This is a genomic window from Legionella nigrisilvae (assembly GCF_977063395.2).
On the sequence record NZ_CDRUGZ020000042.1, the window covers coordinates 25,465 to 48,013 of the forward strand.

Genomic DNA, 22,549 nt, shown 5'->3' on the forward strand with positions numbered 1-22,549 from the left:
ACATGCAATCCATAATGTGGTCAATTATTTTACATAAAATGTTTTTTTTGTACTAGAATCATAGTGAAGATGAAGCAACTAGGATTTATTGTATTGAATCGTGCTCTATTAATGCAGAAATCCTGAAAACTATAAAAAGGAGTTACACTATGAAAAAAATTATCGCTCCCTTAGTTTTTGTTGGGGTATCAGCTTTTATGCTTGGGGGATGCACCAATACTCAAGTAGGTACTGCTGCAGGTGGTGCTGCCGGTGCAGGTATCGGTTATGCTGTATCTGGAGGTAGTGCACTCGGAACTGTAATTGGTGCAGGCGCTGGAGCACTAGTCGGAAATGCAATCGGTCAAAATCAAGACCGCCGTGCATACTATTACGGCCGATACTATCGCCCTTATTATTACTACTAATACAACTGAACTTCCCCTTAACCTCCAAGAGGTTAAGGGGGTTGATTTTCGTATTTGAAATCCCCTCTCCTAACACTTAACAAGAATTATTAGAATCCAGGAAGAACCAAAAGTGAACCATCATAATTATACTCGGGTAATTTGCCGTTTTTGTTCGCTCTTTAACCTTTAGGATAACAGTCCTTGATAACCTATTTTTCTATATCTAACAAAAATCTTAGGAATATAAGGCAATATCAAATTTCCATTGCTATACTTCTTAAAGAATTTTAAATAAGCCTAAATATCTGATCATTAACTCAAAATACAAGGATTGTACTCATGCGCTTAAAAAATAAAGTAGCAATAATTACAGGGGCCGCCAGCGGCATAGGTAAAGAAATCGCTCTAGTCTATGCAAAAGAAGGTGCTAAAGTTGCCATTGCAGATCTAAATCTGGAACAAGCCAATCTTGCAGCAGAAGAAATAAAATCTAAAGGTGGAGAAGCCATGGCTGTTGCCATGAATGTCACCGATGAAAACCAAGTGGATAAAGGCGTAGATGAAGTTGCTAAATACTTTGGTGGGGTTGACGTTATGGTCAGCAACGCAGGAATTCAAATCATCAGTCCTGTGGAACAACTCTCCTTTTCTGATTGGAAAAAGTTAATATCAATCCAATTGGATGGAGCCTTTTTAACAACTCGAGCAGCCCTAAGACACATGTATGACTCTGGAAAAGGGGGAAGCATTATTTATATGGGTTCAGTCCATTCTAAAGAAGCCTCTAAATTAAAAGCACCTTATGTGACTGCAAAACATGGTTTGCTGGGTTTGTGTAAAGTGGTAGCCAAAGAAGGGGCCGCCCATAATGTTAGAGCGAATGTGATTTGCCCAGGATTTGTACGTACACCACTCGTCGATAAACAAATTCCTGAACAAGCTAAAGAATTAGGAATTACCGAAGAACAAGTTATTAAGAACGTAATGCTTAAAGATACAGTGGATGGAGAATTCACTACCACGGATGACGTAGCACAAACCGCGTTATTTTTTGCTTCTTTTGAATCAAATGCCTTGACCGGTCAGTCGCTGATTGTTAGTCATGGATGGTTCATGGAGTAAGGCCTATGGCGCGAACAAAAAAAGTTACAACGCACCATCATGTTGCTTGTTGTTTTCAGGGTGGAGGCGCTTTAGGGGCCTATCAAGTAGGGGTTTTGCGTGCTTTGGATGAAGCAGGCTACTATCCAAGCTGGTTCGCAGGCACCTCAATCGGCGCAATTAATGCGGCAATTGCCGCAGGCAATCCACCCAAAATACGGGTTGAAAAAATGTATCAATTTTGGGAGACCATAGCTACCCCCTCTTTTCTCGAGAGTAGGCTGCTTCCCGATGATGTTGCAAGTCGAAAAATCGAACATTTTCTATCCGCCCAAACTGCATTAATTATGGGACAACCCGGATTTTTTTCACCCCGTTTTCCTCCCCTGCTTATGGGATATTACGATACACCCGATACCATAAGTTTTTACGACACCAAGAGTTTAAGATCGACTCTGGAACAATTTATTGATTTTGATCGACTCAATAACTCCAATGAGACCCGCATAAGCCTTGGTGCCGTTGAAATTTGCTCAGGCGAAATGGTTTATTTTGACTCACAAAACACAAAAATTGGTCCCGAGCATATTATGGCCAGTGGTGCATTGCCTCCTGGTTTTCCAGCGGTTGAAATTGAAGGGAAATACTACTGGGATGGTGGAATATCCAGTAACTCTCCAGCAACGTACATCTTATCTGTCAATCAATGCCCTCGTCATTTACTGTGTTTTGCAATTCATTTATTTGACTCCTATGGCTTATACCCAACGTCCTTGGATGCCGTAATGAAGCGTCGAAAGGATATAGAGTATTCCAGCCGTTTTGCACAAGCCGTAGAAATGTACCAACAAATACATGCATTAAAAAATACCATTCACGTGCTTTCACGTTATATTCCTGAATCGGAAAAAGGGAATCCAGAACTTAAACTGTGCATGGCCCGTGGACATCAATCTACCATTTCTTTAGTTCGCTTTTTATATGAACATGATGAGACTGAGTTTTCTTCGAAAGATTATGAATTTTCAAAAAAGAGTATCCTGGAACGCATACAAAATGGGTACAAGGATGGAAGAAAAGCTGTCAAAAAATCTCCCTGGGACCAAAAAATACCCGATACAAACGGCATTGCTGTATATGACATGTCGCCAAATAAACATTTAAAAGAGGAGTCTGAAAAATGAATGAAGCAGAGGTCATCAAACAAGCATTTGCCATGCCACTGACCAGTCCATGTTATCCTCGTGGCCCTTACCGTTTTATCAATAGGGAATTTTTAATTATTACCTATGAAACGGATATAGAGCTGCTCCGTGAAGTGGTTCCAGAACCATTAGAAGTAGTAGAACCTTTAGTTAAGTTCGAATTTATTCGCATGCCCGACTCAACAGGATTTGGGGACTATACCGAATCAGGCCAAGTTATCCCAGTCAGCTATAAAGGGAAAAAAGGAAATTATACGCATGCTATGTTTTTAGACGATCTTCCTCCTATTGCTGGCGGTCGAGAAATTTGGGGATTTCCCAAAAAGCTGGCCCAACCTAAACTGGAAGTAGTTCATGAAACGTTGTTGGGTACTTTAGAATATGGACCTTGTCGAATTGCTACGGCAACTATGGGTTATAAATACGAAGCACTGGATATAAAAAAAGTGGCTGAATCACTCGCTACGCCCAATTACTTGCTAAAAATCATTCCTCATGTTGATGGGACTGTTCGAGTTTGTGAGCTCGTTGAATACTTCCTTGAAAATGTCGTCATCAAAGGTGCATGGAAAGGACCGGCTCAATTGGAAATGAAACATCATGCCTTGGCACCAGTAGCAAACTTGCCAGTAAAACGCATAGTAAATGGAGTACATTTATTAACGGATCTCACTTTACCTTATGGTCGTGTAGTGCACGATTACCTTAAATAAAGAATACGGAAGATTCAAAAGGAATTTGGAGATCGTTTAAAAATGTTAATTTTAATTGGCTATGTTGTCATATTACTTTGTGTTTTTGGGGGATTCGCTTTGGGTGGAGGCCACCTGGCTGCAGTATTTCAACCTATTGAGTTGCTTATAATAGGTGGTGCAGCCATAGGCTCACTGATTGTTGGGAATAGTGCTGCAGTATTAAAATCATTGTTGAAAGCGCTACCGAAGGTTTTTCGGGGAGAAAAATCTATTAAGGATACTTCCAGTAATTTACTAAGCCTATTATACACGCTACTGAATAAGGCACGCCAACAAGGATTAATGTCTTTAGAAACTGACATTGAAGCCCCCAAAGAAAGCGCGATTTTCAATGCCTACCCTTCGATAATGAAAAACCACCATATTATTGAATTCATTTGTGATTATTTAAGATTAATCATCACTTCAAACCTCCAACCTTTTCAGTTGGAGGCTTTAATTGATATGGAAATTGAATCGCATCATGAAGAAGAAATGATTCCTGCTAATGCCCTATCCAAACTTGCTGATGCTATGCCCGCTTTTGGTATCGTTGCGGCTGTTCTGGGTGTAGTGCATACCATGGAATCTATAAACTTGCCTCCCCCAGAATTAGGAGTTCTCATTGCCCATGCCCTTGTAGGTACTTTTTTAGGTATTTTAATCGGCTATGGATTTGTTGGTCCTGTAGCCTCAGCAATGGAGCATCATGCCAATCAGGAGCAATTGATGCTGCAGTGTATCAAAGCTACAATTTTGGCGAGTTTACACAACAATCCACCTATTATTGCCGTTGAATTTGGACGTAAAGTATTGTTTTCCGCACAACGTCCTTCCTTTACCCAACTCAATGAAGAAATCAAAAATTTTAAGCCGGCAGCATCCTCATCCAATTCAGAGGAAAGTTCTTCTGCAGAACCCACTCCGGGCTAATGAGGTTAGAACATGAATGACAGCAATAAAGGAAAATCTAGCACAGCTCCGATAATTCGAAAGGTAAAAAAAAATCAACATAAGCATCACGGAGGATCGTGGAAAATTGCTTTTGCTGATTTTGTAACCGCAATGATGGCCTTCTTCTTGTTAATGTGGTTGATTGCTTCTCTAAATAAAGCGCAAAAAGACGGTATTTCCGAGTACTTTAAACAACCACTGAAAATCACTTTTTTTGGTGGTGAGAACGTGGGTAATCAGCAACTTAATCTTAAAGGGGGCGGACCTAAAGTAAAAGATACTAATGGTCAAGTTTCAACCACAGACCACCCCTCTGCTCCGAATAAAAAAGCCCAAGATATTCAAGTAATTCAATCCACCGAATCTGAAACCCAAAAACTTGAAGAGTTAAAGTCAAAAATTAATTTAAGCATCAAAGAAGATCCATCTCTTGCTGGTTTAAAAAATCAATTAATTATGGAAGTCGTAAAAAATGGCTTACGCATTCAATTAATCGATAATCAAAATAAACCTATGTTTGATGTGGGTTCAGATAAACTAAATCCAGGCATGGAGCATGTCTTTATCCAAATTGCAAAACTACTGAATAACGTCCCCAATAAAATTACCATTGAAGGGCACACCGATGCCCATCCCTACCACAATCCTGATGAATTAGAATACACTAACTGGGAATTGTCAGCCCAAAGAGCCAATGCCGCCCGACGCGCGTTGGTTAAAGCAGGTTTCAATCCTGATAGAGTTTTACGCGTGTCAGGGTTTTCATCCACTGTGCCTCTTAATTTAAAAGATCCCTACAGTCCTGAAAACAGACGCATTAGCATCATTGTCATGAAAAAAAGTGCCGAAAAGAAAGTGATAAAGAATAAGTAAACCCTTGGCGCCAGATAAAAGAAGTGAAACCGAAGATCCGGGCTCCGCTTTGCTGAACCCGGGTTATGAATAGATTTAGCCCACAGACGCGTTCAACATCCAGCGTGCTTTTTCATGGGCCCCAATACGCTCACTGAGCAACGCAACGGTCCCTTCATCATCATGTTCCTGTGCGAGTTTCACTGCGGCGTTTAAATCTTTGACCAAACTTCCATGATCTTGAGCCAGCTCACTTACCATGTGATTCGCATCAATATTCGAGTCACCATCTTTAATTGTTTTTAATTGATTCAATGCTGTAAAAGTAGCTGGGGCTTTATGTCCTAGAATTAAAATTCGCTCTGCAATTTCATCCACCGCCTCTGCCAATGCCTTATATTGCATTTCAAATAATTCATGCAAACTTTTAAACTGCGCTCCTTTAACATGCCAGTGATAATTTTGAGTTTTAAGATACAAAGCATAGGTATCTGCTAAAACCACTTCCAACTTTTTAATCATTGCTCCCATCATGGCTCCTGACTTTATTATTCTTCCTCATTTTGGATGATACACGGTAAAAATTCCATTATTTTTAAATAAAAAAAACCCGCCATAAAGGCGGGTTTTCAAAGGATAGAAATGGAGAGAGGCTTACATCATGCCGCCCATGCCTCCCATACCACCCATTCCACCCATGCCGCCCATATCAGCAGCACCTTCATCTTTCTTCGGTAAATCAGCAACCATACACTCAGTAGTCAACATCAAACTTGCTACAGAAGCAGCATTTTGTAGTGCCATACGAGTTACTTTAGTTGGATCTAAAATACCCATGTCAACCATGTCACCAAAATCACCAGTCGCAGCATTGAAACCATAGTTGTCTTTGTTTTCAGCTACTTTGTTTACAACTACTGAAGCTTCATAACCAGCGTTTGATACGATCTGGCGCATAGGTGCTTCAATAGCACGACGTAGGATGTTGATACCCATGTTTTGATCGTCATTGTCGCCTTTTAAAGAATCCAGAGCTTTTTGTGCACGGATTAAAGCAACACCACCACCCGCTACGATACCTTCTTCTACAGCAGCACGAGTAGCGTGTAATGCATCTTCAACACGAGCTTTCTTCTCTTTCATTTCTACTTCAGTAGCAGCACCAACTTTGATAACCGCAACACCGCCAGAAAGTTTAGCAACACGCTCTTGTAATTTCTCACGATCGTAATCAGAAGTAGTTTCTTCGATTTGAGCACGAATTTGAGCGATACGCGCATTGATTTCAGCCGCTTTACCTTCGCCATCAATAATCGTAGTATTTTCTTTGGTTACTACGACACGTTTTGCAGTACCTAAATCTTCCAAAGTAGCAGCTTCTAAGCTCTTACCAATTTCTTCAGAAATTACTTCACCATGAGTCAGAATTGCGATGTCTTGCAACATTGCTTTGCGACGATCACCAAAACCAGGAGCTTTAACAGCACATACTTTAACAATACCACGCATGTTGTTAACTACTAGAGTAGCTAAGGCTTCGCCTTCAACATCTTCAGCAATGATCAACAATGGACGACCTGATTTAGCAACGCCTTCCAATACAGACAACATGTCACGAATACTGGAGATTTTCTTGTCAACCAACAGAATGAATGGATGCTCAAGTTCACAAGTCATGTTTTGTTGATTGTTGATGAAGTATGGAGAAATATAACCACGATCAAACTGCATTCCTTCAACAACAGATAATTCATTTTCAAGGCTGTTACCGTCTTCAACAGTAATAACACCCTCTTTACCAACTTTATCCATTGCACTCGCGATGATAGCGCCAATTGCTTCATCAGAGTTAGCAGAAATGGTACCTACTTGGGCAATTGCTTTGTTGTCTTTGCAAGGCTTAGACATTGCTTGCAATTTTTTAGTAATTGCTGTAACTGCTTTGTCAATTCCGCGCTTCAAATCCATAGGATTCATGCCAGCAGCAATTGCTTTATACCCTTCAACCACAATCGAACGAGCCAATACAGTAGCGGTAGTAGTACCGTCTCCAGCAGTATCAGAAGTTTTAGAAGCAACTTCTTTAACCATTTGCGCGCCCATGTTCATGAAGCGTTGGTCGAATTCGATTTCTTTAGCAACAGATACACCGTCTTTAGTAACAGTTGGAGCACCATAAGCTTTTTCTAATACCACATTACGACCACGTGGGCCCATTGTTACTTGCACTGCATCAGCTAATGCATTAACACCAGCGAGCATTTGTAAACGCGCATCGTCACCAAAACGTAATTCTTTAGCCATTATCTCTCTCTCCTAATGAATCGATTACTTCTCAATTACACCCATGATGTCGTCTTCACGCATCACAACCAGTTCTTTACCGTCGATTTTCACTTCGGTCCCTGAGTATTTGCCGAACAGGACAACATCACCCACTTTTACTGCCAACGCACGGACATCACCGTTGTCCAGGATTTTACCAGCACCAACAGCAATGATTTCACCACGCATTGGTTTTTCAGTGGCGCTATCTGGAATAACAATACCACCAGCTGTAGTACGTTCTTCTTCCAGACGACGAACAACAACTCGATCGTGTAAAGGACGAATTTTCATGCTTCTATCTCCTGATTAATTAAACTTAAAAGTCAATTTGTAATGTCACTGACAGTCATATGGGGACAAGAAAATAAGTTTCAAGGGTTAAAATAAAAAAATTTTAGTATTTATTTTTATTCACACTACGGGATGTTCTGATATAGTAACCCATATATCTATTTTAAGCTCCGAATTATAAAGGTTTTCAGATGAGAAAATGGTTTTTATTGTTATTTTGCTGCATAACTACATTTGCTCTCCATGCAAACCCACTTCCGGCTGCTGAAGTATTTCATGTGAATGCAAACAAGATTGATCCTAATACATTTGCAATTAATTTCCAGATCAAACCCCATTATTTTCTTTATAGCGATCGCATCAAATTAACAACGGAAAAAAATGGCACAGTTCATTTAGGAACCCTGCGTTTTCCCCCCCCGGAGAAAAAAATAGATAAATTAGGACATGAGTTTTCTGTCTATCGGAATCAAGTCACTATTCCCGTTGGAATTTTAGGGAATAAGCCAGGAGATGCCTTAATTGATTTACATTATCAGGGATGTTCTGATGATGGTTTTTGTTATGCTCCGGAAACTAAGAAAATTCAATTGTCCATAGATAATGATTTGGCTTTAGCACACGTGAATTTGGAGCCACTCCCAAATATTGAGCCCGAAGTTACTGAAGAATCACAAAATGATGGGGTGACTAAAATCTTTTTGAGCCACAATTGGTTCCTAATTCTCTTCTCTTTTTATGGATTTGGTTTACTTTTATCATTCACACCATGCATTCTACCTATGGTTCCGGTTTTATCAGGAATTATTGTAGGTCATGGTAAAGAAATTACCACAAGAAAAGCATTTTTTCTTTCGCTAAGCTACGTACTTAGCATGTCGATTACCTATTCAATCATTGGGGCTGTAGTGGCTTTGCTAGGAGCCAACTTGCAAATTAGCATGCAATCACCTTGGGCTTTGGGAGTATTTAGCCTGATTTTTGTTCTGCTGGCTTTATCCATGTTTGGATTTTATGAATTTAAGCTACCCCATTCTTGGCAAGCGAAAATACACGGCTCCAGTAATCAAAGGGGCGGGCACTATTTTGGGGCCGCAATTATGGGGTGTTTATCCACTCTGATTCTCTCGCCTTGTGTAACTGCGCCACTGATTGGAGTATTAACCTATATTGCTCAGACCGGGAATGTTCTTTTAGGATGTCTGACTTTATTTGTCTTAAGTTTGGGAATGGGCACTCCACTTCTTCTCATTGGGACTTCTGCTGGCAGATGGTTACCTGAAACTGGCGACTGGATGAATACCATCAAATCCCTATTTGGCATTATTTTTATTGCCGTTGCCATTACCCTCATCGCTCGAATAGCTCCCCCATTGATCAGCATGCTCCTTTGGGCAAGCTTACTCATTTTTTCAGGGATTTACAGTGGTGCCCTCACCTATTCTGTGACTCATCGCGAAAAATTCAATCAGGGTATAGGGCTCATTCTCCTCGTCTATGGGTTCTTGATTTTAGTGGGTGCCAGTATGGGTGCCACAAATCCATTACAACCTTTAACCATACAATCCGCGAGCGCTGCCCCCATTAAACTACAGCAGGATCAGAGCTTGACCACGATAAAACAAGCAATAGCGGATGCCTATGGCAAACCCGTGATGCTGGATTTTTATGCGGATTGGTGCACTTCATGTAAAGTAATGGAAACAACTACATTCAAAGATCCTCAGGTGCAAAAAGAATTAGCTCGCTTTACGGTAATAAAAATAGATGTCACCGCAAACAATGCCGAAAATAAAGCGCTACTCAACCACTTTCATGTGGTAGCACCTCCAACTTTTATTTTTTTAGATGCCCAAGGTAAAGAGCTTAATAGTCTTACAGTGGTGGGTGAAGTTTCAGCAAATAAGTTTTTAAAAATCTTAAATCAAATAGAATAATCCTAAGGATTACCTTAATCTCTTTGAAGATAACAATGCATTTTTTCATAATTATTCAGCTTTAAAGTGGATTATTCCTGTCACAGCTGCTCAACAGATGCTAGTAATTCCCAAATCTTTCCCAAAATTAACGATGCTCATAAATAACACACCTACAAATATAAATGGATGCTGTGATTATTGTTTTACTTAAGTGATTATAAGTTGACCGTCTTTTTTTATGGACTATAGTTATATAGGCAATAAGAAACCTGAGGGGCGGAATTCCGTCTAAGGAACAGATTATGGATAATCAACTGATTGTAAAAAAAGAAGTTTCTGCAGCAATTCCTTCAAAATATGGGGATTTTGAGCTTTCACTCTTTACTACAAATCAAGATGATAAAGAGCATCTATTACTCACCTATGGTGCAGTACATAACGAAGATAATATTTTAGTTCGAATTCATTCCGAATGTATGACAGGCGATATTTTAGGCTCCTTACGCTGTGATTGTGGTGAGCAATTACAATTGAGTATGAGTCAAATTGCTATTGAAGGTCGGGGAATTATTATTTACCTTCGCCAAGAAGGACGGGGAATTGGATTAATCGATAAATTACGCACTTATAACTTACAAGATCAGGGTAAGGATACAGTGGATGCGAATTTAGCATTAGGTCATGGAGGAGATGAGCGTTCTTATGAAGTGGCCGCTCAAATTTTAAAAGAATTACAAATCAAATCGCTTCGTTTGCTTACTAATAATCCTAAAAAAATTGAAGCGCTCAATCAGTATCAATTAAATGTCACCTCAAGAGTCCCTATCAAAGGTTCTATACACCATCATAATGCATTTTATCTGTTGACTAAAACCCAAAAAATGAACCATGTTTTTGAAGAAGAAGATCTCAAAGAGTTATACGAAAAATGTTCTTCTTTCTTTAAAAAGAAAAAACCTTTAGTCACCTTGGCTTATGCACAAAGCTTGGATGGCTCCATTTCATTTCACCGCAAAAAAAGACTCATGTTGAGCTCTCAAGAATCTCTAGTAATGACGCACAAATTGCGTTCTGAAAATGATGCCATTTTGGTTGGAGTGGGAACCATTATTGCAGATGATCCTCTTCTAACCGTACGACATTATAAAGGGAATAATCCACAAGTTGTTATATTAGACAGTAAACTGCGTATTCCTTTAACTGCACGGGTTTTGAAAAACTCAAAACCTCCTATAATTTTCACTACCGATCAGGCGGATCCGGAAAAACAAAAATTACTCAATGAAATGAATGCGACGGTCGTGCAAGTTGATGCAACAAGTGAAGGTCGAACAGATTTAAACCAAACTTTAGAAAAGTTATTTACTTTGGGTATTAAGACAGTAATGGTGGAAGGCGGAAGAGGCATTATCACCAATTTTCTTAATGAAAACCATGTCGACAAAGTAATTATAACGGTAGCTCCCATTTTCGTTGGCGGAGTTTCGGTATTATCGAAAGAAATAAAGGAACACGTAGGCTTTCCTCAACTAAAAAACGTACTTCAATATAAACTCGGCAAGGATATTATTATCATGGCTGATATAGAAAGGAATCTACATTGAAAAACCATGTATTGTATTTTAATAAACCTAACCAAGTTTCTGTCCTGGAAGAATCAATTCCCAGGCCAAAAACAGATGAAGTGTTAGTGCAAAATGTCTTGTCAGGCATCAGTGCAGGGACGGAAATGCTTTTTTATCGCGGTTTAATGCCCACCGACCTCTGCATTGATACAAGCATTCCCTCGCTTAGGCACAAACTGAATTATCCATTTAAATATGGTTATTGTTCTGTGGGGAAAGTCATTGAGACAGGCAATAAAAAATTAAACCACTTATTAAATAAATGGGTTTTCGTCTTCAATCCGCATGAAAGTTATTTTTGCGCAAAGGAACAACATCTAATCCTTTTACCCGAGCATATATCGCCCTATGATGCTTTATTCCTACCCAATATGGAAACAGCAATCAACTTAGTATTAGATGGCTCTCCTTTGATTGGAGAAAATGTTCTCATTTTAGGGCTGGGTGTGGTAGGCATTCTTACTACTGCCTTACTGCAACAATTCCCCTTAACTACCCTTATAGGAATTGATTTATATGAAAAAAGAAGAACCTTATGTAAGGAGTTAGGGGCAGAATATGTTTTTGATGCCACACATCCAGATCTTAAGTTGCAATTTAATCAATACCTGGAACAGTCACAACAGAACACGATAGATCTTATTTATGAATTGACCGGTAATCCGGATGCGCTCAATACTGCCATTGAGTTTGCAGCTTTTGAGGGACGCATCGTTCTAGGGTCGTGGTATGGCAGAAAATCATGTTCTATTGATTTAGGAGGTAAATTTCATCGAAATCGAATTAAAGTCATCGCCAGTCAAGTCAGTACCATTGCTTCTGAACTTCAAGGCAGATGGACTAAAGAGCGACGTATCGAAGTTGCATTTAACATGTTGGAAAAAATAAAACCGTCTCGTTTTATTTCGCATAACATTCATATTACGGAGGCAGATGCAGCGTATCAATTATTGGCTTCTAATCCAAAGGATACTTTATTTATCACTTTAACTTATGAGGTGTAAAAATGCATTGTCTAATGTTACGAAAAAATTTCATTGCCCAACATTTTTTAATCGGAAAAGATTTTGGGGCAGAAAATGAGAGACATTCTCACCATTATAGTTTCGAACTCGAAATTGAAGATACAAAACTGGATCAATACAATTTCCTGATTGATATTGTTGAAGTAAAAGCACGTATTGACCAATTAATATCCTATTTCCAGGATAAAACATTAAATGAGCTCCCTGAGTTTAAGAATCAAAATCCGAGTCTTGAATTGTTTTCTAAAATTCTCTGGCAAAAATTTAATCATCATTTTGAACTCCCAACGAGCAGCCAAATTACGGTGCGATTATGGGAAGATGAGATTGCTCAAGCCAGCTATCGAGAAGCAAAATGCGCGTAGGATTAATTGTATATGGGTCCCTAAATACCACTACGGGTGGCTATATTTATGACCATAAGTTAGTTGAATATCTACGTGCACAAGGAGTAGTCGTTAAGGTTTTCTCCCAACAGCCAAAAGGTTTTTGGGGATTACTTAGCTATAATTTTTCAAAAAAACTCCTCAACGAAGTGATTGAGTTTTCTCCTGATGTTCTTCTAGAAGATGAAATGAATTTTAGTTCATTATTTATTTTGAATAACAAGCTAAAAAAAATAAGGGATTTTCCGATTATAAGTATTGTGCATTTGTTACAAGCGCATGCATTACACCATTTTTGGACTAAATGGATAACCAAAAAAATCGAGCGTCTATACCTTAAGTCAGTCGATGGTTTTATTTTCAATAGTATTTCTACAGAACAATCCATCTTCAAAATTATTGGATCCCATCAAAATTCATTGATTGCTTACCCTGGTAAAGATCGCCTGCAATTGGATATTAAAAAAAATAACATTAAATTTAAGTGTCAAAATAACAAATTCATGATTATTTTTGTTGGCAATTTATTATATAACAAGGGGCTGCATCTACTCCTTCAGGCCTTATCCGAAATAGATCACGACTTATGGCAATTATCCATCGTTGGTGATTTTAATTTTGATTTTAAGTATACCCAAAAAATCTTCACGATGATTCGCACCTTAAAACTAGAAGCAAATATCAAAATTCATGGCTTACTGGATATTGAACACTTGAAAAAGGAACTGCTCTCACAGCATGTATTGATTGTTCCTTCCTATTTTGAGAGTTATGGAATTGTTTATACCGAAGCAATGGGAGCAGGTATCCCCGTTATCGCAAGTAACACTGGAGGGGTTCCGGAAATTGTCCATGATAGGATTAATGGATTCTTGATCGAACCCGGAGATAGCACTATGCTTCGAGATTACATTATCAAATTAATTAAAGATCGAGACATGTTAATGGAAATGAGTATTTCTTCTCTTTCCACCTACGAGAACTTTCCTTCATGGAATGAAACCATGGCTAATGTGTATGCCTTTTTAAATCAAAATAATAATCAAGTAAGTTCCATCAAAAAATGATTTAAATCAAAGAATCCTGTCGACAATAAGATGCATTAAGAGGTATAATTCGTTCACTTTTTTTACAGTTAGAGTTTTATGAATCATAAAGTAGGTTTTGTTAGCCTGGGTTGTCCCAAAGCATTAGTCGATTCAGAACGTATCATTACCCAACTGCGTGCACAAGGATATGAATTAGTATCCAGTTATCAAGATGCAGGTGTGGTAGTAATTAATACCTGTGGGTTTATTGATAGTGCGGTCAAAGAATCATTGGATACCATAAAAGAAGCAATGGCTGAAAATGGACGTGTTATTGTCACCGGTTGCTTAGGCGCTAAAGCGGAAATTATTAAAGAAGCTTGCCCTGATGTTTTGCACATTAGCGGTGCGCATGCCTATGAAGAAGTAATTAATGCAGTTCACCAGCATTTACCTCCGCCGGTGGATCCATTTACACAACTTATTCCGCCACAAGGGATTAAATTAACCCCTCGTCATTATGCTTACTTGAAAATATCTGAGGGATGCAATCAAAAATGTACCTTTTGCATTATCCCTACAATGCGTGGAAAGTTACAAAGTTACCCCATGGCCCAGGTTTTAACTGAAGCCCAAAAATTAAAAGATGCAGGGGTTAACGAAATTTTGGTGATTTCTCAGGATACTAGCGCCTATGGGGTAGATACACGCTATCAACCTGTCAGCTGGAAAAACAAAACAGTTAACACACGTTTTTATGATTTATGCGAACAATTAGGCGAGCTGGGTATTTGGGTTCGCCTGCATTATGTTTATCCTTATCCGCATGTAGATGAGATTATCCCTTTAATGCGTGATGGATTGATTCTCCCCTATTTGGATATTCCATTACAACATGCTAATTCACGGATACTCAAAGCAATGAAACGTCCTGCAAGCAGTGAAAACACTTTATTACGCATTGCTTCTTGGCGAGAAACTTGTCCAGATATCACTCTCCGCTCGACCTTTATCGTGGGTTTTCCTGGGGAAACAGAAGAGGAGTTTGAAGAACTACTCGACTTTCTTGAGGAAGCACAGTTGGATAGAGTAGGTTGTTTCAAATACTCTCCGGTGGAAGGGGCCAAGGCCAATGAATTAAGTGATCCAGTACCCGAAGAAATTAAAGAGGAACGTTATCATCGTTTTATGCAATTACAAGCAGAAATTAGTCGCAATAAACTGGAAAATAAAATAGGTAGCATCCAAACCGTCTTAATTGATGAGGTAGGGCAGGAACAAATTATCGCACGCAGCCAAAGTGATGCTCCGGAAATTGACGGTCTTGTTATCCTACCACCTACTCCGGGTATTAAAGCGGGCTCTTTTGCCGAGGTAGTTATCACAGATAGTGATGATTACGACCTTTATGCCGAATTCAACCACTAGCTTGAAGTAACCAGAGTGAAGGCGCAGCTATAACCTAGATTACTAATGCGAATCTCTCCTTTAATCACCGGGGTTCGCAGCGCGCCAACAGGCTACAGAGTGCGATTATAAATTTCTTTACACATTGCTAATATTTCATCCTGCAGGCTTTGGTCCTTTACACTGCCGGGACGCAGCAAATTTTGGTGCAGTAATTGATGGTGTTTCTTATATGCTTTTTTAAAGAAAGTGTACTGCTCTTTACTTAACGCACCTACTAAGAACAAATGATGTAATTGACTTAATGTATTAGTGTATCGAGCTGAAGAAGGCTCTCCTAGATGGAGTATTAAAAACTGAACTAAAAATTCCAGGTCCAACAAACCACCCGAAATAGAATTCCTATCTTGATACTGTTCCATTTTGGATCTCATCGCTAATACATCATGCAGCAAAGTAGGCTTATCGCGTGCTAACAATAATACCGATTTTTTCAATTGCAGAAATGTATTCCTGATCCGGGTATTTCCTGTCAGAACACGCGCCTTTAGTAACGCCTGATGTTCCCATGTCCAAGCCTGATTTTTTTGATATGCCACAAAAGCATCAACGTGACTTACTAACAACCCCGCTGCACCAGAAGGTCTAAGACGTGTATCTACTGTATAAAGTACTCCAGACTGAGAACGTGTTGTTAGCATATGCAAAATTTTTTGAGTTAAACGAGTAATCAATCCCTCTTCTGCGGGTTTCGCAGAATGTAAAAAAACCAAATCCAAATCTGAAGCATAATTCATTTCACGACTTCCCAGCTTACCATACGCAATAATTACAAAATGTGATTTGGCTTGTTCCATCTCCGGATATCGTAAATCCAATTGTTCGCTTGCGATCACTAAAACCTGATTTACAATAACTTGTGCTACATCAGACAAAAATTGACCAATACGTACTGCATTACAAAAACCATATAGTTCAGCACGTGCAGCCATTAACCAATTGGTAAGTTTAAATTGGCGCAATAATTCCTCTTGCACTTCCACATCAGGATGATGAGCTAGTTTTTCTATCAATAGCCTTTGCAATTGATGCAAGGATTGAGGACGCCATTCTTGTCCTTGATCCAACAATACTTCCAACAAAAAGGGTTGGTTCACTAATAAAGAAGTGATAAACGGACTTTGGGCAAACCAAAACAACAATTCAGTTAAAACCTGAGGATTCTCGGTTAATAAAGCAAGATACGCGCTACGACCAACAATATTTTCCAACAGGTGCATAACTTGTAATAAAACTTCATCCGTTTTTTCAACCTGAGTGAGTTCAGCAAGTAACATCACCATGAATCGGTCCAGACGCATGCGTGCGCCTTGGGTTAACCGACGACAACGAGGACTATGACGAAAAGAATGGATCATTTGATAACAATGCGTCGCATCTTCAAAACCTAAGCTGGTTAACAAATTAATTGCCATACTGGTTTCAACATGTCCTTGCCAAAGGCTGGATAATTGATTGGCTAAGAGTCTTTTCTCATCTTCATAATCTTTAACTTTACCAAGTACTGAATGGAATGCGAAACTTATAATACGCTGATATTTATGTAATTTATTAATTAAATCGTCCCAAGAAAGATATCCCATAGCGAGAGTAATTTGCTTTTGTTTCACCAGATCTTCGGGCAATGAATGAGTCTGCTGATCATTTAAACTTTGGAGGGTATTTTCGAGTTTCCGTAAAAAAAGATACGCTTGTTTTAAAGCGTCAGTATGAGGTAATAATTTCTCGTGCTTTAAAACAGTAAGTGCCGTCAAAGCATTTTGTTCTTGTAATTGGGGCAAACGACCACCCCGTATTAACTGAAAATTCTGAATAACAAACTCTACTTCCCTAATGCCACCTCGACCTCGTTTTATATCATCCAAACGTGGATTTAATTGAACTTCCCGCTCAATCATAGCTTTCATACTACGCAACGATTCAATAACGCTAAAATCCACATAGCGGCGATATACAAAAGGAACAATTAAACGCTTAAACCAGGGTTGGAGCTCATCTACGTTCTCAGTAATTACCCGAGTCTTAACCATAGCATATCGTTCCCAATCACGCCCTTGCTCTTGGTAATAAGTTTCCATTGCAGCCAAGCTTGAAACCAGGGGTCCACTGTCTCCATTGGGGCGTAATCTTAAATCGACCCGAAACACGAATCCATCTGCAGTTACATTTTGTAATGTTTGCACCAGTTGCTGAACCAATCGGCTAAAATAATGCTGATTATCAATATGCTCCTCACCATCGGTTTCTCCGACCATCGTATATGCGAAAATAAGATCCACATCAGAAGAATAATTTAACTCTCTTCCTCCCAGCTTTCCCATTGCCAGCGTGTATAACTCGACTTCATCTCCGGCATTATCCCGCGGAATACCATAACGTCCGGACAACTCGTGTTTGCAATAATCTATTGCGTGCAAAATAAGTGCATCGGCGCAATCAGACCAGGCGCAGAGAATTTGCTCTGTGTTTGCAATACCGGATAGTTCTAGAAGCAGTAAGCGTAAAAAATGAGTATTACGAAATTGACGCAAGGCTCGTAAATAAGAGGCTTGCGGCTGTTGGAATGATATATTTTTTAAAGCATGAAAGTAGTCTTCACGTGACAGCAAAGAACAGCATTCATCTTCCATAAGTAATATTTTTAATAATTGAATCTGCCTTGATGCATAATCACTAATAAGAAGTAACTTAATGGCACTTTCACGCAAAGGATGGTGCACACCAGAGAGATGTTTTTCAATGAACCATGCTTTTGCTTGCAATAACTCAGGAATTTCTATTTGCATAAATTTCTTATATTTCATTCCCAAAATTAATACTCTCGTTATAATATAACCTATAAAAATCAATAACAATTCATAGATTCAAAATGATTCGATTAATACTGATTGCATTTATTTGTTCTACTTCCTCGCTCTTTGCTCTGGGTGAACCTTTAGATGTAGGTATTGAGAGCTTTGATCCCCCATTTGTGATGCAAGGATCTCATAATGAAGCCTATGGTTTCGATGTTGATATGATGAACAGTCTATGCCAAATCATGAATCGGAAATGTGCCTTTCATGTGATGCGTTTTGCTCAATTGATCGATGCAGTTGCCAGCAAAAAATTAGATGTCGCAGTCAGTTCGATAACGATTACTCAGGATCGCGCTAAAATAGTCAATTTCAGTTTACCTTATTTACTCAGTTATTCGCGATTTTTAGAAAGAAAGTCTATTTCCAAAGAACCTTTTAATCTCGATTTGTTAAATACTAAAACCATAGGACTCGAATCGGGGACCGTATTTTTAGACCAACTTTTAGAGATGGGTGTAAAAAATCCCAATATTAAGGAATATCCTGGCATTGAAGACCAATTATCAGCATTAGGCAGAGGCGATGTAGATATTATTTTGCTGGATAATGCAACGGCTGTTTATTGGGCATCGAATTCTGCAGATTCATTTAAATTAATAGGCCCACCCTACATGTACGGTCATGGCTATGGAATAGCCATCAATCCTGCTGATCCAGATTTATTAACCCAAATAAATCAAGCCCTCGTCCAATTCCAAAATTCTAAGGACTTTAAATTGAATTATGATAAATACCTTTTTGAATTTTAAGTGCACCGGAGAATGGGTATAATCTGAGATGTTTAGTTCTTATGAAAGCCTGGATTAGATCCTGTGCTCTTTTTCCAGGCCTTGTTGGAAAATCTTATTAATGTAAGGTCTGTCCTTGAGTAAGACAACGTGTAATCACTTGTCGCGTTACAAAATCGCCCTGACTTAGTCCATACATTGAATTAAAATGCTTTGCTAAAGTAACGACCCATGCGGATAAACGGAAACTCATTTTTTTTTCCGTTTGATCGACCACAATTTCAAAAAGACCTAATGAGTCACTTTCACGTTCACTCGCATATTCTTCCATAATCACACGGGCTGCTTGTAAATCTCTGTCTCTGGTAGGCCAGTTTTGATTCATATTATCCTCCCTAAAAAGCATGATTAGGTCTCTGTAATCTTGCATTATCTGAGATAATTTTCAAAAATTACAAGAGCAGAAATAGAAACATATTGTCTCATATTTTGACCAAATTTTCAAGCTGCAACGAGCCTTGCATAGGTTTGTTTCATTCACTAAAGACAATAAAATCCAACCCTCTTGATACAACATCGTAGAATGTTTTCTTAAGACAGCATATGATATAATACTTATTCAAATTAAAAAAACTACTCCTATGACTTATCATATTTTACCCTCGATTTTATCTGCGGATCTCATGTGTTTGGGCAATGAAGTAGAATCTGTAATGAATGCGGGAGCAGATTTTATTCATTTTGATGTCATGGATAATCATTATGTACCCAATCTAACATTTGGACCGGCATTCTGTGAGGCGTTTCGCAAGCGTTTTCCGCACCTCCCCATTGATGTTCATCTGATGGTTGAACCTGTTGATGCACTCATTGAATCGTTCGCAAATGCAGGAGCAAAAAGAATTAGTATTCATCCAGATGCCACCATACACCTTGATCGCAGTTTGAACCTTATAAAAGATTTAGGATGTGAAGCAGGTCTTGTATTAAATCCAGCTACACCCATTGAAATCTTGACCTGGTGTGCCTATAAACTAGACTTTGTCCTGATCATGACCGTAAATCCAGGCTTTGGGGGACAAAAAATGATAACTGAAATTATTGATAAAATCCCACAAATCCGGAAACTCTATCCTCAACTTGATCTGTGTGTCGATGGGGGAGTAAACATTGATAATATTGCTACTTTGGCGCGCGCGGGTGCAAACCAATTTGTAGCCGGTGCTGCAGTTTTCAAGAGCAAAAATTATAAAGAAACAATTGATGCCATGCGAAAACAATTAGCAAATATTCAAGAAATTAATTAAGACAGTTATGAAAAAAATTATTTTACTCCTATGTGGAATATTTAGTTCTCAGGTTTGCCTTGCCCTCTCAGGGGAAGCCTATATGCAACGTTTTAATACCTATTTATCCTTTACCCAAAATCTTCCAACCACAGCCACACCCAGCGAAACCTTTTTGGATTTCATTAGTGGAACAACTCCTTTATCCACAAAATTGCGTGAAAAGTGGCTGTATGAATTGGCTAAGAATAGAGATTGGATCCACTTTAGCCAATATTATCAACCCTCTAATGATTTGAATCTTGTTTGTTATGAACAAATTGCAAAATACAATACGGGTAAAGAACAAGAAGCCCTGAAAGAATCTATCCCTTTATGGCTGAGCGGTGAATCAAAACCTCCTTCTTGCAACAGTTTGTTTGATATTCTTCTTAAAGATAATAACTTTGATCAAAATTTAATTACCCAACGAATTGATTTGGCTTTAGATCAACGCAATATTCAATTAGCACGATATCTATTAAAACAATATAAAACACCTCATTTAGCTGAGTTGAATAATTTAAATGCCGTTTATCAAAATCCGGAGAACATTATTAAGTTACCTCCAGGTGGATTAAATAGCAGCATCTATCTTTATGGCCTTAAGCGTATGGTTTCAATTAATATGAATAAAGCGCTTAAATTATGGCAACAAAGTAAAACTCAAAAAATGCTAAACTCAGCGCAGAACCAAGCATTTTTAGCCCATATTGCACTTTATAAGGCCATGAGAAATCATGAAGATGCCTTGCAATGGTTTACCAAAGTGAAACCAGAATACTACAATGATGTATTATTGGATTGGCAAATACGTTTTGCTTTAAAACGAAAAAACTGGCCTCAAGTCGCTGAATTAATTAATGATTCCAAACGGAAAAGTGAACCCTGTTGGCAGTACTGGTTAGCACGCTCCTTAGAAGAACAAGGAAAAAAAGTAGAGGCGCGAACTCTTTATGAACCTTTAGCCAAAAACAGACAGTATTATGGTTTTCTAGCCAGTCTCCATCTTAATAAGAACCCCAGTTTTACCAATGAAACTCCGACCACAAACTTGGAGATTTTGAAACCCTATCAGGCCTTTATTGATCAAATCGAAACGCTCTACACCAGCAAACAAACGCTTCAAGCATCACGTTTGCTCAATGATTTCATTAGTGAATTACCCAAAGATGAGGCGAGTGCCTTGGTCTACTGGATTGATCAAAAACTTGAATGGCATGGTAAATCGGTCTATTTGAGCAATAACGAAACCTTAAATAACCAACTTTCGTTAAGGTTTCCGTTGGCTTATAAAAATAGCGTTTCACTTTATTCTAAAAAATATGCGGTTGCACCGGAATTTATTTACGCAATTATTCGGCAGGAAAGTGGCTTTAGAGATGATGCAACTTCTTCGGTAGGTGCTCGAGGTCTAATGCAAGTCATGCCTTATACGGCGAGAGTGGTCTCAAAAGCTGACAAGATTCCTTATAATGATCAAAAGCAGTTGTTTCTATCTCAAAAGAATATCAATATTGGTGTAGCTTATTTAAAACAGCTTGCAAAGCGGTTCGGTAATCACCCCATCCTCATGGCTGCAGCCTATAATGCAGGACCAAAACAAGTTGTTTATTGGTTAAAAACCCATCCTCCTAAAGAGATTGATGTTTGGATAGAGACCTTACCTTGGCAAGAAACGCGAAATTATTTAAAGAATATCATGGCGTTCTATATTGTTTATCAGTATCGCTTGGGCCAAAAACCTAGTCTTGAGAATTTCCTAGAACCCTTATAACTGTCCACGCCCGGCTCCATAAAGCAGGAACCGGGAGGCTACCAAATGATCCGTATTTCAACTCACGTGTCCTTCGCACCCCGAAACAGAACAGTTATTCAACCTTTTGATCTATAATTATACAATATTAAGCAAAAAAGCTAATCCAATAGGCTTTAAAGGCAATGTCTTATGATAAAGAAACCCTGGACCGGTAGTCTCTTAGGAATAGCATTTATTCTCACTGGTTGCGCTCCAACTGCCTATGTGGTTGGAACAACATATCAACCAATCCATTATACTTATGCTCCTGGGTATAATCCGCCACAAGTAGCTTACCCAGACGTGCCCGTAGATGCTGATACATCTCTGGACAGTCCTGAAATTATCCAACAAGAAACTGAGCTTAATGCCATTAATGATGCTCTTGCCATAAAAGAAAAAGAAGATGAAGCTGCCCGGCAGCAAGCAATTCAGCTGCAACTGAATGCTCTGCCAAAACTTCAATACCAGGGAAATTAAAAGATTGATGGGCATCAGACTTTTAATCTTACCTCAAATTGGAAGTAAGTTGACCT

The 22,549-nt window shown here is 38.8% G+C and carries 21 protein-coding genes; 16 read left to right on the forward strand and 5 right to left on the reverse strand.

The annotated features are described in order from the left end of the window. Positions 1 to 149 precede the first annotated feature (149 nt). The 6 genes from ACWTE2_RS28605 to motB all read left to right on the forward strand — a co-directional run bounded on the left by ACWTE2_RS28605 (position 150) and on the right by motB (position 5,256). Positions 150 to 407: a glycine zipper domain-containing protein gene (locus ACWTE2_RS28605; RefSeq protein ID WP_182392715.1), complete on the forward strand. Its 258-nt coding sequence runs from the start codon at positions 150 to 152 to the stop codon at positions 405 to 407. 321 nt (positions 408 to 728) lie between these two features. Next, positions 729 to 1,511, forward strand: coding sequence for a 3-hydroxybutyrate dehydrogenase (locus ACWTE2_RS28610; protein WP_454785410.1), 783 nt, complete (start codon positions 729 to 731; stop codon positions 1,509 to 1,511). A 5-nt stretch (positions 1,512 to 1,516) separates the two neighbouring features. Beyond that, positions 1,517 to 2,674 (forward strand): patatin-like phospholipase family protein, encoded by a 1,158-nt coding sequence (locus ACWTE2_RS28615; protein WP_454785411.1) that lies wholly within the window; start codon positions 1,517 to 1,519, stop codon positions 2,672 to 2,674. Next, positions 2,671 to 3,408 (forward strand): acetoacetate decarboxylase, encoded by a 738-nt coding sequence (locus tag ACWTE2_RS28620; RefSeq protein ID WP_454785412.1) that lies wholly within the window; start codon positions 2,671 to 2,673, stop codon positions 3,406 to 3,408. Before ACWTE2_RS28615 ends, ACWTE2_RS28620 begins: the two co-directional genes overlap by 4 nt. A gap of 42 nt (positions 3,409 to 3,450) precedes the next feature. Next, positions 3,451 to 4,362: a flagellar motor stator protein MotA gene (motA, locus tag ACWTE2_RS28625; protein WP_454785413.1), complete on the forward strand. Its 912-nt coding sequence runs from the start codon at positions 3,451 to 3,453 to the stop codon at positions 4,360 to 4,362. A 12-nt stretch (positions 4,363 to 4,374) separates the two neighbouring features. Continuing rightward, positions 4,375 to 5,256 (forward strand): flagellar motor protein MotB, encoded by an 882-nt coding sequence (gene motB, locus ACWTE2_RS28630; RefSeq protein ID WP_454785414.1) that lies wholly within the window; start codon positions 4,375 to 4,377, stop codon positions 5,254 to 5,256. Between the two features lie 75 nt (positions 5,257 to 5,331). On the opposite strand, the gene ACWTE2_RS28635 is transcribed toward motB, so the two are convergent. The 3 genes from ACWTE2_RS28635 to groES all read right to left on the reverse strand — a co-directional run bounded on the left by ACWTE2_RS28635 (position 5,332) and on the right by groES (position 7,854). After that, a complete protein-coding gene (locus ACWTE2_RS28635; RefSeq protein WP_182393594.1) occupies positions 5,332 to 5,766 on the reverse strand; it encodes a Dps family protein in 435 nt (144 codons plus the stop codon). 123 nt (positions 5,767 to 5,889) lie between these two features. Then, the gene (gene groL / locus ACWTE2_RS28640; RefSeq protein WP_182392709.1) at positions 5,890 to 7,539 is read right to left on the reverse strand and encodes a chaperonin GroEL; all 1,650 of its coding nucleotides are present in this window, start codon (positions 7,537 to 7,539) and stop codon (positions 5,890 to 5,892) included. 24 nt (positions 7,540 to 7,563) lie between these two features. Further along, complete coding sequence (gene groES / locus ACWTE2_RS28645; protein ID WP_182392708.1) at positions 7,564 to 7,854, reverse strand: co-chaperone GroES; 291 nt, start codon at positions 7,852 to 7,854, stop codon at positions 7,564 to 7,566. A 191-nt stretch (positions 7,855 to 8,045) separates the two neighbouring features. Between groES and dsbD the strand changes: the two genes are divergently transcribed. From dsbD to rimO, 6 genes are all read left to right on the forward strand, one after another. Then, entirely contained in the window at positions 8,046 to 9,791 is a 1,746-nt protein-coding gene (gene dsbD / locus ACWTE2_RS28650) for a protein-disulfide reductase DsbD (protein WP_454785415.1), read from the forward strand. Positions 9,792 to 10,075: 284 nt separating this feature from the next. Beyond that, on the forward strand, positions 10,076 to 11,377 hold the full coding sequence (ribA, locus tag ACWTE2_RS28655) for a GTP cyclohydrolase II (RefSeq protein WP_454785416.1): 1,302 nt from the start codon (positions 10,076 to 10,078) through the stop codon (positions 11,375 to 11,377). Then, positions 11,374 to 12,402 (forward strand): zinc-dependent alcohol dehydrogenase, encoded by a 1,029-nt coding sequence (locus ACWTE2_RS28660; RefSeq protein WP_454785417.1) that lies wholly within the window; start codon positions 11,374 to 11,376, stop codon positions 12,400 to 12,402. Before ribA ends, ACWTE2_RS28660 begins: the two co-directional genes overlap by 4 nt. A gap of 14 nt (positions 12,403 to 12,416) precedes the next feature. Next, the gene (locus ACWTE2_RS28665; RefSeq protein WP_255464324.1) at positions 12,417 to 12,788 is read left to right on the forward strand and encodes a 6-pyruvoyl trahydropterin synthase family protein; all 372 of its coding nucleotides are present in this window, start codon (positions 12,417 to 12,419) and stop codon (positions 12,786 to 12,788) included. After that, entirely contained in the window at positions 12,779 to 13,876 is a 1,098-nt protein-coding gene (locus tag ACWTE2_RS28670; RefSeq protein WP_454785418.1) for a glycosyltransferase family 4 protein, read from the forward strand. The genes ACWTE2_RS28665 and ACWTE2_RS28670 overlap by 10 nt, the downstream gene beginning before the upstream one ends. A gap of 78 nt (positions 13,877 to 13,954) precedes the next feature. Then, positions 13,955 to 15,265 carry a 30S ribosomal protein S12 methylthiotransferase RimO gene (gene rimO / locus ACWTE2_RS28675; protein WP_454785419.1) on the forward strand — a complete coding sequence of 437 codons (1,311 nt, stop codon included), beginning with the start codon at positions 13,955 to 13,957 and terminating at the stop codon, positions 15,263 to 15,265. Positions 15,266 to 15,357: 92 nt separating this feature from the next. Here rimO and glnE read toward each other — a convergent pair whose 3' ends face one another. Then, positions 15,358 to 18,090, reverse strand: a complete 2,733-nt coding sequence (gene glnE / locus ACWTE2_RS28680; protein ID WP_454785420.1) for a bifunctional [glutamate--ammonia ligase]-adenylyl-L-tyrosine phosphorylase/[glutamate--ammonia-ligase] adenylyltransferase — start codon at positions 18,088 to 18,090, stop codon at positions 15,358 to 15,360. Positions 18,091 to 18,173: 83 nt separating this feature from the next. Here glnE and ACWTE2_RS28685 point away from each other — a divergent pair, with 83 nt between their 5' ends. Beyond that, on the forward strand, positions 18,174 to 18,911 hold the full coding sequence (locus ACWTE2_RS28685) for a transporter substrate-binding domain-containing protein (protein ID WP_454785421.1): 738 nt from the start codon (positions 18,174 to 18,176) through the stop codon (positions 18,909 to 18,911). Between the two features lie 97 nt (positions 18,912 to 19,008). Here ACWTE2_RS28685 and ACWTE2_RS28690 read toward each other — a convergent pair whose 3' ends face one another. Then, a complete protein-coding gene (locus ACWTE2_RS28690; protein ID WP_182392699.1) occupies positions 19,009 to 19,275 on the reverse strand; it encodes a hypothetical protein in 267 nt (88 codons plus the stop codon). Positions 19,276 to 19,531: 256 nt separating this feature from the next. On the opposite strand from ACWTE2_RS28690, the gene rpe reads away from it, so the two are divergent. The 3 genes from rpe (at position 19,532) to ACWTE2_RS28705 (ending at position 22,493) form a co-directional block, all read left to right on the forward strand. After that, entirely contained in the window at positions 19,532 to 20,197 is a 666-nt protein-coding gene (gene rpe / locus ACWTE2_RS28695) for a ribulose-phosphate 3-epimerase (RefSeq protein ID WP_454785422.1), read from the forward strand. A 7-nt stretch (positions 20,198 to 20,204) separates the two neighbouring features. Continuing rightward, on the forward strand, positions 20,205 to 21,992 hold the full coding sequence (locus ACWTE2_RS28700) for a transglycosylase SLT domain-containing protein (RefSeq protein WP_454785423.1): 1,788 nt from the start codon (positions 20,205 to 20,207) through the stop codon (positions 21,990 to 21,992). A 171-nt stretch (positions 21,993 to 22,163) separates the two neighbouring features. After that, positions 22,164 to 22,493, forward strand: coding sequence for a hypothetical protein (locus ACWTE2_RS28705; RefSeq protein WP_454785424.1), 330 nt, complete (start codon positions 22,164 to 22,166; stop codon positions 22,491 to 22,493). Positions 22,494 to 22,549 lie beyond the last annotated feature (56 nt).